Source organism: Mucilaginibacter ximonensis (genome assembly GCF_042686265.1).
Lineage (GTDB): Bacteria > Bacteroidota > Bacteroidia > Sphingobacteriales > Sphingobacteriaceae > Mucilaginibacter > Mucilaginibacter ximonensis.
On the sequence record NZ_JBHUPD010000002.1, the window covers coordinates 339,987 to 354,606 of the forward strand.

General features: G+C 44.5%; 8 protein-coding genes. All 8 read right to left on the minus strand.

The window, feature by feature from the left end; all coding sequences use genetic code 11:
- Window positions 1-28: 28 nt before the first annotated feature.
- Window positions 29-799: a reverse transcriptase family protein gene (locus ACFS5N_RS09030; RefSeq protein ID WP_377184463.1), complete on the minus strand. Its 771-nt coding sequence runs from the start codon at window positions 797-799 to the stop codon at window positions 29-31.
- Window positions 800-1,533: 734 nt separating this feature from the next.
- Window positions 1,534-3,270: an arylsulfatase gene (locus ACFS5N_RS09035; RefSeq protein WP_377184465.1), complete on the minus strand. Its 1,737-nt coding sequence runs from the start codon at window positions 3,268-3,270 to the stop codon at window positions 1,534-1,536.
- A 118-nt stretch (window positions 3,271-3,388) separates the two neighbouring features.
- Complete coding sequence (locus ACFS5N_RS09040) at window positions 3,389-6,523, minus strand: efflux RND transporter permease subunit (RefSeq protein ID WP_377184467.1); 3,135 nt, start codon at window positions 6,521-6,523, stop codon at window positions 3,389-3,391.
- Window positions 6,524-6,635: 112 nt separating this feature from the next.
- Complete coding sequence (locus ACFS5N_RS09045) at window positions 6,636-7,739, minus strand: efflux RND transporter periplasmic adaptor subunit (RefSeq protein ID WP_377184469.1); 1,104 nt, start codon at window positions 7,737-7,739, stop codon at window positions 6,636-6,638.
- 24 nt (window positions 7,740-7,763) lie between these two features.
- Complete coding sequence (locus tag ACFS5N_RS09050; RefSeq protein WP_377184471.1) at window positions 7,764-9,041, minus strand: TolC family protein; 1,278 nt, start codon at window positions 9,039-9,041, stop codon at window positions 7,764-7,766.
- A gap of 57 nt (window positions 9,042-9,098) precedes the next feature.
- Window positions 9,099-10,469, minus strand: coding sequence for a sensor histidine kinase (locus tag ACFS5N_RS09055; RefSeq protein WP_377184473.1), 1,371 nt, complete (start codon window positions 10,467-10,469; stop codon window positions 9,099-9,101).
- Window positions 10,470-10,475: 6 nt separating this feature from the next.
- Window positions 10,476-11,153 carry a response regulator transcription factor gene (locus ACFS5N_RS09060; protein WP_377184475.1) on the minus strand — a complete coding sequence of 226 codons (678 nt, stop codon included), beginning with the start codon at window positions 11,151-11,153 and terminating at the stop codon, window positions 10,476-10,478.
- Between the two features lie 632 nt (window positions 11,154-11,785).
- Window positions 11,786-14,611, minus strand: a complete 2,826-nt coding sequence (locus ACFS5N_RS09065; RefSeq protein WP_377184477.1) for an FAD-binding and (Fe-S)-binding domain-containing protein — start codon at window positions 14,609-14,611, stop codon at window positions 11,786-11,788.
- Window positions 14,612-14,620 lie beyond the last annotated feature (9 nt).

The window sequence follows — 14,620 nt, forward strand, 5'->3', positions numbered from 1 at the left end:
TAGACACAATGCATCGTTTTAAACTGCTTCAACAGTATAGATCAATAAGCATTTTAATATGATCAATGTAAGCTTTTCTGCCAGGTTTTGTATCGAGATTTAATAGATTTTTGGGTAACGATATTTTTCCTTTCATAACAAAAAGACCCGTTATTTCGCAGTGATATTTTCGATAATGGATTTTCTTTTGATTAATCAGAAACTTGTTATCGCTGATGATTTGCAATATTTGCTGATTAAGATGTTTGAAATCTTTAGCAGACGAAAATGTTAAATCATCCACAAAAACCGTGAATACGATATTGTGCGATTTGCAAAACTTTTCCAGTTGTAATGCGGTGTCTGAAAAAACAATGTTTGCTAAAGTTGTAGAAGTTGGCGCTCCTTGTGGTAAACCGTTATTCAACGTAGTGAGCCTGGTTATAAATCTTGCTTGCTCCCAGGTTAATCCTTTCCTGATTAATGTTTGGTGAACGCGATTATTAGAAATATTTCCGAAGAAATTTTTTAGATCGATAGTCAGAAAATGTGTGCTGTTTCTGTGTTCATAAGCGTTAAAGAAATTGTTTGTGCCGGCTATTCCGCCAAACATTGAATCCGGAAGTTCTATGCTCTTTAAATATTCATTTATTAGTCTTTGATACTGCTTAAGTGTATAAATGGGTTTTGTTATACACCGCATTTTAGTTTTGCCCTTTTCGTCAATCTGCTCTTCGCCAAATTTGATTTTGGGCTGTTCTCTTTCACTGTAAAATCCCGGCGGATTAGCATTTACTGCTCTAAATAATGGTTGGTTCATAGTAAAACTTATTGAATAAACTTTAAAAATAAACCGGGTCTGGCTCAGTTAAACATTTCAAATAGCCGCTTGAATAATTTTACGCCAAGTGCATTTAAAAATTTTCCTTTTCTTGTTGTCAGGATAAAAATTATCGACTTCAATAAAAGCTGTCCTGTTTTTGAAAATTGCTTTTCATTCTTTGTGTAGAAAGCATTTAACTGCCTACGCATCTGTTTTCTTTTTGTCATAGTACTTTGATTGCTTCCTGGAGTCCATCTCCAGGCCGTAGAAACTATGCTGGTACCATGTGCGATCAAAAACAGCGACCCGGTATAAGTAGTTTATTAATTTTCGCTGCCCCCCGTAGGGGCAGCGATTAAAAGCCATTAGGCATTAAAATTTGGTGACCAAGTAAAACAGATTGACAAAGAGCGACAATACAATAATAGTAAGGCTTTGAGAAAATTAAAATTTAAAATATTAACAATCAATTAGTTGTGTATTTTTATCAACATTATTTGCTATATTTTAACGCTAAAAAATGTGGAGATTAAAAAGCCTGAACGCGTGCGATTGCCATGTACGCTTGCAATGACAAATTATATGCAGGCTGTTATACTGTGTTCTTTCAGCATAGAAAAGGGGGGTGTTACCCTGAGCGAAAGCGAAAGATCTTATTTAAGCGAAAAGCAAGGCGCATAAGATGTTTCGCTTCGCTCAACATGACAAAAAGACTAGATCATCCACATCACCTATTCCACCTTCGTCCAGGGCGATGGCAGCACCTGGCAGCGGATGGCATAGGCCTCCCAGATATCATTCATCTTTTTAACCAGGTCGGGGTGTTGGGCAGCAACGTCGTGCATTTCTGAGCGGTCCACAGAGATATCGTATAACTCCCATGGCGATGATTTGTATTTCATACCCCTCATCAGTTCGGCCTCGCTTACCAGTTTCCATTTGCCCATCCGCACGGCTTTGTTCATTTCATGATCCCAGCATATGGCCTCGCGGTTTATTGGCTGGTTGGTGAAACTAGGCACAAGGCTTTTGCCCTCAATCGGGATAATATTGTGACCATTGTAGGTTTTAGGGAAAGGCGTATGGGTGACATCGAGGATCGTTGGCATAATATCCATTTCATGACCCACCTGATCGCGGAACTCGCCGCGGGCTTTCAGGCCGGCCGGCCAGTGAACAATAAGCGGGGTTGAAATACCGCCCTCGTGCACATAATGCTTAAACTTACGCAGCGGCGTGGTCGATACATTGGCCCAGCCTTGCATGTAAGACACATAAGTATCTGCCGGACCAGCCATTACATCGTGCCCTTCCATTACCAATTTACCCTCGCGGGTAGTAACCGGTTTGTTGGAATAGATCAGCGAGTCAGGGCCTAGTTTACGCACATGGTTAGGGTTCGGCGCGATAGGTTTCACTACAGGTGTATTACCGATGATCTCGGCACAAGCGCCATTGTCCTGCAAAAAGAAGATTAGCGTATTATCATACATGTGTTCCTCTTTCAATTGTTTGATGATACGGCCGATGCCCTGATCCATAATATCGATCATCGCAGCATAAGTTTCCATACGGCGCAGCATAGCCGGTTTGTTTGGCTCGTTGGCCCATGAAGGTCCATTGAATGGCGACAACTCTTCGTCAGCTTTAACTACACCCAGTTTTTTCTCACGTTCCAGGCGCTCTTTACGCAGCTCTTCATAACCTTTATCAAAACGGCCTTTGTATTTAGCAATCTCTTCGGGCGGGGCCTGCATTGGCCAGTGAGCAGCAGTGTATGCCACGTACATAAACATAGGCTTGCTTTTATCTCGCTCCTTTATAAATTTAACTGAGTTGTCTGATATCGCGTTAGTAAAATAATAATGTTCGGGGTGATACTCAGGATCATTAGTGGTGTTTACTAATTTATTATCGCGGGCCAGATAGCCGGGATCGTAATAGTTGGCGGCGCCTAGTATGGTGCCGTAGTAATGGTCAAAACCACGTTGCAGCGGCCAGTTTTCTTTTCCCATCCAAGGTTTGGGGTCAAAGTTTAGGTGCCACTTGCCGGTCATGTAGGTGCCGTAACCTGCAGCCTTCAACACCTCTGCAATGGTAACCACATTATGGCTTAAATCGCCGCGGTAGCCGGGTAGTTTAAAATCGTCGGTAGTCATCCAACCCATACCGGCCTGATGCGGGTCTAGCCCGGTCATCAATGAAGCACGCGAGGGGCAACATCTGGCTACGTTATAAAACTGGGTATAACGTAATCCCTCTTTAGCCAGCATATTTAAATTTGGGGTAGCCGCTTCGCCGCCATAGCAACCCAGGTCAGAGTAACCCATGTCATCCGCCAGGATCACAATGATGTTTGGGCGTTTTGGTGCTGCCTTTTTAGTGGCAGATTTGGGTGTAGTTTCTTTCCAGCCAATAACAACAACCAAAGCCAATACGGCTATCGATATAAATTTAAAATGCTTCATAAGGCTGTGGGGATAATTGGTTACCGATTACTAAGATATTAATTAAACTCATCAAATGTAAAAGCCCCAATCTTTCGATTTGGGGCTAGACTGATTACTAAATCTAAAATAAAGTATCTTAATTTACAGCGCCTATTTTTTTAAGCAGCTTAACATTTTCGCGTTTATGCAAGATTTTGTGCACTAAGGCATAAATAACCGGCAATATCAATAAGGTTAGTATGGTCGAGGTGATCAGACCGCCGATTACCACAATAGCCAGCGGCTTTTGTGTTTCGCTGCCGATACCGGTTGATATTGCAGCCGGCATCAAACCGATAGCAGCCATCAAGGCGGTCATCACTACTGGCCTTACGCGCGATATAACACCATCCAGGATGGCCTTATCCAATGGCATATGTTCTTCAAGGTTTTTCTTGAATACGGATATCAGGATTACCCCGTTCTGGATACACACGCCAAACAACGCGATGAAACCAATACCCGCCGATATACTAAAGTTAACGCCTGTAATATGCAAGGCCAAAATACCACCTATCAAAGCAAACGGCACGTTCATAATAACCAGAGTGGCGTCTTTAACATTACCAAAGGTGACGAACAATATCAGGAAGATCACCAGCAAACAAATTGGTACTACGCGAGCTAAAGTATTCGACGCACGGATTTGATTTTCAAACTCGCCATTCCAGGTAAAGCTATACCCTTGGTCAAGTTTTACAGCCGCGCCAACTTTTTGTTGAGCTTCGGCGATGGTACTGCCAAGGTCACGCCCGCGAACAGAAAATTTCACGGCGATGTAACGCATGTTATTATCTCGGTATATAAATGCGGGACCGGTTAAGGTGCGTATGTCTGCAATTTCTTTGATAGCAATTTTTGACCCATTCATGGTGGGTACCATCAGGTTCTCTATCTTGCTTTGGGTGTCGCGGTATTCTTTCAGGTAACGTACCCGAATATCAAATCTGCGTTCGCCCTCGTATAATTCTGAGGCGGCCTTACCGCCGATAGCCATCTCAATAACGGCATTCGCATCGGCGGTAGCTACACCATAAAGCGCCATTTTGCGCTGGTCAAGTTCAATTCTAAACTCAGGCTGACCCAGGTTGCGTAATATACCCAGGTCTTCAACACCTTTCACTTTCCCCAACACCTTCATCACTTCATCTGCTTTATGATCAAGCACCGTAAAGTCTGAGCCAAATATTTTCACTGCCATTGATGCCGGCACACCCGCTACGGCTTCAGCAACGTTATCAATAATAGGCTGCGAGTAGTTATAAATCACACCAGGAAACTGACTCAGCTTTTTGTCCATCTGGGCAATCAACTGCTCTTGAGTTATATGGCGCTTCCAATCTTTTTTCTGGTACAAATCAACCTGGATCTGTACGTTAAAGAATCCCTTAGGGTCTGTACCATCATTTGTTCGCCCTACCTGCGAAAGTGTTTGGCGTACCTCGGGAAAGGTGGACAACATGCCGCGCATTTTATCGGTTAAATTAACAGCACTCTCCAGCGATGTGCTCATGGGTAACTGGGCAGTAACCCAAAGCGCACCTTCATTTAACTGAGGCAAGAATTCTGTACCCAACAATTTAGCCGACATAAACGTCAACGCCATAAAGGCAACAGACACCAGCAAACTCAGCTTTTGGTTATGGTAGGTAAAGTTAAACATACGGCGTATTCCCCGTTCGAAGAATAAGACCACCACATTATGTTTTTCTTTTACATTTTTATTGAGCAAGATACTGGATAATGCCGGCACCAGCGTCAGCGTAAAAATTAAGGCCCCCAGCAAGGCAAAGCCTAAGGTATAGGCCAATGGCGAGAACATTTTGCCCTCTACTTTCTGGAACGCAAAAATGGGCACTAAACAGGTAAGTATAATGAGCTTTGAAAAAAAGATAGCCTTACCCATCTCTGCACCCACATTTTTAAACAAGCCCAATTTTGCCAGCTTGTTAAATTTCTCCATGCCTACCTCATGAGCTTTGTGATCAAGCGCCACAAAAATACCCTCGACCATTACCACAGCACCGTCTATAATGATACCAAAGTCTACGGCACCCATTGAAAGCAGGTTGGCGCTCATGCCCTTTAACCGCAAACAAATAAAAGCAAAGAGTAATGATAACGGGATTATAATAGCTACGGTGAGGGTAGTGCGCCAGTCGGCCATGAACAGAAACACAATTACCGTTACCAGGATAATCCCTTCGCAAAGGTTATGAATAACAGTTTCAGTACAGAAATCCATCAAACTGGTTCTGTCATAAAAAGTGTCTATCTTAACATCTTTCGGCAAAATGTTGTTATTCAGATCGGCTACCTTATCGCGGATTCGTTTCAGTACCTCGGCCGGATTTTCGCCTTTACGCATCACCACAATACCTTCAAGCACATCGTTATGTTTATCGCGGCCAACCTGACCCAGGCGCGGCAAACCGGCTTCATGCACATCGGCAACATCTTTGGCTAAAATAGGCACATTGTTAACGTTTTTGATGATGATGTTTTTCATCTCCTCAACGTTGTTGATTAGGCCGATACCACGTACTACATAAGCCTGGTCGTTTTTGGTAATTACATCACCGCCGACATTGATGTTGCTACGATTGATAGCGTTGTAAACGTCAAGCGAGGTTAAGCCATACTTTTGCAGCAACGCGGGGTTAACACTTACCTCGTACGATTTTTCTTCGCCGCCAAAGCTATTTACATCGGCAACGCCCGGGACTGATTTAAACTGGCGGTCAAGCACCCAGTCCTGAATAGCGGTAAGTTCATGTAATGATTTAGTTCTGCTTTTCAGCGTATACCGGTATATCTCGCCTGTAGGCCCATAAGGAGGCTCAATTTCAGGCTTCACGCCATCAGGCAGATCAACGTTAGCCAGGCGGCTCAATACCTGCTGGCGGGCAAATGAATCGTCTACATCGTCATCAAAAATAATGCGGGTGTACGATAAACCAAAGGCAGATGTGGTGCGCAGATTTGATTTCTTTTGCACCGAGTTCAGCACCGTTTCCATAGGAATGGTGATCATCTTTTCCACCTCCTCGGCGCTGCGACCGGGCCATTGAGCAATAATAATAATCTGCGTATTGGTTACGTCAGGGAAGGTTTCAATTGGGGTATTGGTATAACTCCACACACCTATGCCCACCAAAATGGCGGTCATAAAAAACACAAAATAACGGTGCTTTAGTGAGAAGTAGATTATATTTTTAATGAATTTATTCATGTTTGGTTAGTGAATAGTTAAGTAGTGAGTTGCGAGCGGTTGGTCTTGTTTGTGAATAGCATTAGTGAGCGATCTGCAACCACTCACCATTCTCTACTCACCACTCACCGACTTAATCGCCCGTTAGGGCATCATACAATAACAACTGGTTCTTGGAGATCACCTTATCGCCGGGCTGTAAGCCTGAACCGATATAGGACACATCATCAACCGTTTTAATGACATTAACCTCGCGCACTTTCAAGTCGCACTTACCATTGTAAACTACCACGTAGTTTTTGCTGCTGTCAAACACCACCGCTTTGGCAGGTACAGATACAGCCTGCTGATTTTCTGTATTGGTGATCACCACATTTGTAAACATTTCGGGCTTAAGTAAATTACCCGGGTTTGGCAGCACTATTTTTATTTTCATCACCTTGTTATCAGGGTCAAGCACTGAGCTTATTTCGTTAACCTTACCTATAAACACCTTACCGGGGTATGCCAGTGTGGTTACCCTGGCGTTGTAACCCACTTTTACCTTACTTATATCTGACTCAAACACATTAGCCCAGATCCACACATCCTGCATATTGGATATAGTGAACATACTGCCTGAGTTATCCTGACGTATAAAGCTGCCGGCAGTAATATTTTTCTCGATGATATACCCGCTCTCAGGCGCCTTGATAACCAAACTGCCACTGGCGCTGGTGTTGCCCCCGCCATTAATAGCCAGCTGGGTTTCAACCTTACGCCTGGCAGCTATTGCTTTATTATAGTTTTCTTTTGCCTCCGTATAATCGCGCTCGCTCGATATACCGTTTTTGTACAACGACTCGGCCTGATCCAGCTGGCGTTTAGCTACCGCTACGTCTGACTGGGTTGAAGATAAGTCGGTATAATTACCGGCAACATCGGCGCTGCGCATTACGGCCAAAACCTGGCCCTTTTCAACCTTATCGCCTAAGGATACTTTAACCGATATTACCTGGCCGCTTGAAAAAGGGAACACTTTTACCACATTATTATCATCGCTTGATACCTCGCCAGACAGATTAAGCTCGTCCTTCATGGTGCTGGTTTTGGCCGTATCTATCGTGATCATTTTTTGCAGCGAATCGGTTATACATACCTGTTTGCTTTCAGGGGCATCCACGGTTTTGGGCTTGCAGGCTGCCAAAAACATCAGGCCGCCAAGACCAATCAAAATCGTTTCTCTTTTCATCATCATTTGTAATTCAAGGGGTTTATAGTATCAGGGCTTAATTACCGTAGTGCCGGTAGCAAAATTTAAGTCGGCAATGGCCTTTTGCAGGTTATTTTGTTGCTGGATGATCTTTAGCTTGGTGTCTTTGTAAGTATCAAAGAAATCAACAAACTCAATCAAACCTATCTGTCGGTCTTTAAAGCTTTTCATCATAGCATTAAAAAGCTTGTCGTACTGTTCATTAAACTCTGACTGCTGGGTAGTAAATAACTCCTGGGTAAGCTCGTATTGTTTAACAGCGGCAACTACCTCATTTTTTAAACGGGCGTCATTATCTCTTACTGTACTTTCCTGGCTTTTCAGCGTGTACTCGGCCGATTTGATGTTACCCTGATTGCGGTTAAAAAAAGGCAGCGGCAACCCAATTTGCAAACCATAGTAATTGCGTGCATAGCTGCTGTTTTGATCATAAGATACCCCTACGGTAATGTCGGGCGCAGCTAAGGCCTTTTGGTAGGCCAGATCGTGCGTGGCCGAATTAAGCTGATATTTGTTTTGAAGATAATCAGCCCGGTTGTTTTCAGCCAGGCCGATCAAAGCTGGAATATCCAGCTTGACCGGTTGACTTTGTTGATCAGCTAAAATAGGGGTAATATAATTTGTCTCTTTTGTGCCTAAAAGAGTTTTGAGTTCTGTTTGCAGGTCGTTGATCTGCTTGCTGTTTTCTATTCTGTCGTTCTGTAAGCCAAATAACAAGGCTTTCAGCCGTATCAGATCCTTCATCGACGTATTGCCTGCGTCATACGATTTCTGAATACCGTTAACCAGGTTTGTAGCTGTCGATATTTCAAGGTTATACACCTTATCCTGCTCAATCAATGCAGCTAGCTGACCAAAGTCAAGCTGTAAATTGTAGCGCAGGTTACGCATCAAGTCGTTAAAGGCTGCTTCCTGCACCTGGGCGTTGTCTTTGGCAACCTCCACCTGCTTGCCGCGCTTTCCGGCGGTCTGGAAAACCTGGCTCAATTGCACAAACACCTGGCCCTGGTTAAGGCTGTTGTTATGGTAAAAGAACTTCTTGCTGCCTCCGTCATAAATATTCTGATCGGTACTCAGCACCGGGTTATCCCAAAGCTTAGCCTGCGCTATCAGCGCTTTGTTCGACTCGATATTGTACTTCTGGGCCAGCAGTTGCAGGTTGTTGTCCAGAAACTGTTTTTCTGCGGCCTGAAAATTTAACTTTAGTGTATCAGTTTGTGCATAAACCCGCACAACTGATGTAGAAATTAATAGGGGTACTACTAATAAAACGACAATAAGACGCATAACCATTATAAAGCCCCAAAGTTATCGGCACCTATTATCGAATAAATTAGAATGACATTAGAATTGCGCCTGTTGCAAGAAAGTGACCGTCATACAGGTGCCCTGGTTTTCAACAGATTTTACTGTTAGCGAGCCGTTAAACAGCTGGATGATTTTTTGGGTGACGTATAAACCTATGCCGCTACCTGCAAAGTTTCGGCTATTATTAGCCCGGTAAAACGAGTTAAAAACCAAATCAATATCCTGGGCTGGGATACCTATACCTGTATCCCTGATCTCCATCCTGACGAGCTTTTCGTCCGCATAAAAATTACATTCAACAGGTTGCTGGTTAGAGAATTTAAAAGCATTGCCAATCAAATTATTCAAGGCAATAAAAAGTAACTGGTGGTTTGCCGGGATGGTGAGCATGGCTTCATTTTCGGGCATATGCTCAATGTTTATTAACAATGCTCCGGGGCGTATTTTATTACTCCAATAGTTTTCCAGTTCCCACAGCAATTCGTCAATGCGCACCGGGCTTTGGTGAGCAATGGTAAAATCCATATCTACCTGCGCCAACTCCATAAGCCCGGTTATAGTGTCTCGCAAACGTTCTGATTCTTCAAGTATGAGTTGTAATATCCTTTTATTTTCCTCGGGCGGCATATTTTTTTGCAGGGCCAGCTCGGTTTCGCCAATAATGGTGGTTATGGGCGTCCGCAGCTCGTGCGAGGCATTGGCTACATAGGTGCGTTGCAGCGAGAAGGCATTTTCCAGGTGCTCAAGCAACCGGTTAAAGTTGGCAGCCAGTTCGCTTATTTCATCTTTACCCTTCCCTTCATCTACCCGCAAATGCAGATTAGTAGATTTGATGAGCTGCATTTGCCGCACTACGTTTTTAATAGGCATCAAGGTACTTTGTGCGAGCCAGCGGCTCACCAAAAACAAGGTGGCCGCGACAATCAAAAACACAATGATCATTGCTTCGCGGATAGATGCCAGTTGCCGGCTGCCGGTCTCGTCAATTGCCGACACCAGGATCACGAAGTTGCCCTGGTTGTCCTTCACATAAATGCCTACTATCTGCGCCCGTTTACTGGCATATTCAAGATGATTTTGTTTACGTACGGCTTCAATCACTTTAAAGTTCCAGTACTGCTCGTCATCGCGTATAAAGGCGGCGCTGTTCTTATCGTCATAAAAACGGGTAACCTCGCCGTGCAGGTTACGGGCATAGCGGGCCTGTATTTTTACCAATGAATCGGGGCTAAGTTCGTCGGCCTTTAAATAAAGCTGCGCAGCTATATTGGCACGGTCATATAAGTGGCGGTAAAAATCATTATGGACGATGGTGTAAACCGATATATATAGCGATATCATTACAACGAGCAAAATGCCCGAGCCAACCAGCGTAAAATAAAGCGAAAGCCTATCCTTTATTTTCACTATCCGCTACTGTTCAGTTTTAAATATATAACCTTTGCCTATAACCGTCTGGATGTATTTTTCGGCAAAGCCCTTGTCAATTTTATTGCGCAGATAGTTTACATACACGTCAACCACGTTGGTGCCTGTATCAAAGTTTATGCCCCAAACTTTTTCTGCAATAGTTTGGCGCGATAATATTTTGTCATTATTATGCATCAACAACTCCAGCAGGGCGCACTCTTTGGTGGTGAGGATAACTTTTTTACCCTCACGTTCTGCCGTATTATTAGCAACGTTAAGTACGATATTTCCCTGGGTGATAATCGGCGACGAATCGGCAGCATTACGGCGCAGCAGTGCGTCAATACGCGCCTGCAGTTCCTTAAGATGAAACGGTTTAACCAAATAATCGTCAGCACCGGTATTGAGTCCGTTAACCTTATCGTCTACGCTGTTTAGCGCCGTGAGCATTAAAATAGGCATAGTTTTGTTTTTTTGCCGGATATGACGACAAACCTCCATGCCGTTCAGATAAGGCAGCATCAGGTCAAGAATAATCAGGTCATAGGGTTTATTGGCAAAGCGTTTTATCGCCTCAGCGCCATCGGCAGCTATGTCAACAGTATGATGGCCTTCCTCCAGTGTTTTCTTCACCAGTGCCGACACCCGTTCCTCGTCTTCAATTAAAAAAATTTGAGCCATATCGTATAAACAAATATAGTTTTAAAGTAGTATACAGCGGCTTAGATTATTTTAATGTCGGGAAATGACAGTCTTTTTGTTATTTTGAACATAGCGAGCGTTTATTCTTATCGCTTCGGTACCCGCTCATGGCCGCGGTAGGGCCTAGTTACTTTTCCTTAGATGAAAAGTAACCAAATACTTAGCGTAGCGATCTCATTCACGCCGAAAATAAACACCTGTGAATAATCAAGTCAGGACGACCGCTTCCACCTCCCGAGGGCCAGACTCCCGGCCGCGCGCCCTGACAGGCCTTCGCGCTTTTTTTGAATACGTTATTTCACGGATTAAATAAAAAGAGCGGTGCCCCGTCAGCTGTGCAGCTTCGGGCGAAAGCAGGTAAAACAATGATGGCCTTGTGCGGTCGGAGGGCTGTCGGGAATGTTGCCTGAAGCGGTGAGCTAGTGCGACAATTGGAGCAACAGGCCCCTGCCCCGGTTTTACCTGATTTGCAGGGAAGGCCCATGTGCGCAAAGAAGCGTCACAGATGACTTGATTTTTGTTTCTTTTCATCAAGGAAAAGAAAAAAGCCTTAGCGGCTATTGAGCGCTATAAAAGCGACAAGCTAATTAGCACACTAAAGCGTAGCACCCTCACGAACACTCATCTACCAACATCAAAATAGACCGGTAATTTTTTCCTACCGCATCAGACAAAGCAATCTCACAGGTTTTTGAGGACGAATAATAGCCATCAAATTCACGGTCTCCAATTTCTTTAGCCTCTGGCCAGGTTGCCGAGTGTGTTAGCTCCGGATGCAGAAAACCCCTGTCGCCTGCCATGCCGCAACAACCTGCAAAAACCGGAACGTCTACGTTTTCTGCAAAATGACGGGCAATTTTTGTGAATTGAGTTTCCAACCCCGGCATTTTTTGTAACGAACATACCGGGTGCAGTACGATGTTGCTTTTTTTATTTAGTACCCTGATCTGGGGCATTACAAAATCATGTATATAGGTAATGCTGTCAATGATGGTGAGCCTATCAAATTTAGCTTTATTTTCTTTGGACAACATACCACGGCAGTGCGTGAGCGTTTGGGTGCATGAGGTAACATCTAAAATTACCGGGAGCTTACCGCCTGCAGTAACTTCCCATAATTTACCGATGGTGGAGTTTGCCATGAACGCATGCGCATCTTTGAACCCTTTGGACGAATAAATCTGCCCGCAGCAATTTTTCTGGATGTCCTGCGGTATGATAACATTGATGCGCGCCTTGGCCGATACATCCATAAACGTTTGCATTACGCCTTTTTGCCCAACTGTAGGCTCGCCCATGGCGCGCGATATACAGGCCGGAAAATACACCACCGAGCGGCTGTAAGTGGTGTTATATAAATTACCAGGTATAGGCTTGGCTGCCTTCAACTGGTTTGACCATAGCGGGAATGCCGGGATAATTTTACGCAGGCCTTTAGTTAACTTAACCATTGCGCTTTCGCCAAACAGGCGGTTAATTAAGACTCCGGCTTTAAGTGCGCAACAAACCATACTATAAACCAATCTAAACCGGCGTGCCGTAAACAAGGCCAGATTATTCGCCGTAACCGAATGATTTTCCCTGCGCAGGCGTTTTACCAAATCGCCGGTGTTAATATCAACCGGGCAAGCGGTAGCACACAAGCCGTCGACGGCGCAGGTATCTAATCCCTCATATTGATACTGATGCAGCAGCTCTTTATACTGCGGCGCATAGCCTTTGTCTTTTAACTTACGCAGCTCGCGGCGCACCACAATCCGCTTGCGTGGTGTAAGGGTTATATCGCGGCTCGGGCATTTATGTTCACAAAAACCACACTCTATACAGCGGTCCACCTCTTCTTCAACCTGCGGCAGTTCTTTCAGATTTTTGATATGAGCCTGCTTATCTGCATTAATAATTACTCCCGGGTTGACAAGATTATGCGGGTCGACTATTTCTTTGACCGCCTTCATGATCAGGTAGATCTCGCCACCCCACTCGGTTTCTACAAAGGGAGCCATGTTGCGGCCGGTGCCGTGTTCGGCTTTAAGCGCACCATTATATTTTTTGATCACCAGGTCGACTACATCTTGTAGAAAGACCTGATAGCGCTCTACCTCGGCAGGGGTATCAAATGCCTGTGTTACCACGAAGTGGATATTGCCGTCTTTTGCATGGCCAAAAATAATAGCCCTATCGTAGCTGTGTTTCCTGAACATATCCTGCAAATCTGTAATTGCATCGCCCAGGCTATCTACAGGGAAAGCCACATCTTCCAATATCACCGAAGTGCCGCTGGCTCTGACCGCACCTACAGCCGGGAACATACCCTTACGAACTTTCCAGAAGGCGGCCTGCTCGGCAGGTATTGCCGTAAACTCGGCGGGTTGCAAAAGCGATAGTTCAGGGGTAATAGCCAAAAAAGCATCCATTTGCTGCTGCAATTCATCCTGTGTATTACCTTGAAATTCAACCAGCAAGGCGGCGGCATTTTCTGGCAAAGTTTTGATCACCGCAGGCATACCCGCCATGTCTTCTATAGATTTCAGCGAGGCTCTATCCATCAACTCAACCGCAGCCGCTCCGGTATTAATTAACGGGCGTATAGCCTGGCATGCCATGTAAATATCGCTGAAGTAAAGCATGCCGGTTAGTTTCTCCGGGTAGTCGGGTACAGTTTGCAGAACTGCTTCGGCAATAAAACCTAAAGTACCTTCTGCACCAATTAATAAACGCGCCATGATGTCCATCGGCTCCTTAAAATCAATGAACGCGTTTACAGAATAACCGACAGTGTTTTTGGTTTGATATTTTTGGCGGATCTTATTGTAAATAATCTGATCGTTCAGAATTACTTCGCGCAGTTCTTTCAGTTTATGGTAGACTGATGCCGACTCTGTTTTAAAACGCTCATAATCGGCAGGGTATTCAGTATTATAGCGTTTGCCATCAGGTAAGATAAAAGTGAGGTGTTTTACGGTGTGATATGAGTTCTTGCTCACGCCGCAGCACATACCACTGGCATTGTTAGAGATAATGCCGCCCATCATGGCCGCATTAATACTCGCCGGATCGGGACCAATTTTGCGCTGATATGGTTTAAGAAAGGTGTTGACGTTGGCCCCGATAGCTCCTGGTTTTACTCTAACCAATTCGCCGTTATTTTCAATAATTACTTTATTCCAGTGCTGGCTCAGGTCGACTAAAATACCATCGGTGATGGATTGCCCGGAAAGGCTGGTACCTGCCGTTCTGAAAACAACAGGAACGTTATGTTTCTTTGAAAAGGCCAGCAGATCAATTACCTCTGCCTCTGACACCGGCAACACTACCGCCCGCGGACGCAGATAGTAAAACCCCGCATCAGAGGCTGATGACACCAGGTCGATAAGGTCTGTTTTTATCCGTTCGGCGGGCAATATCGCCCCCAATAAGTCTCCGATCTTTTGATCCACAATACAGGG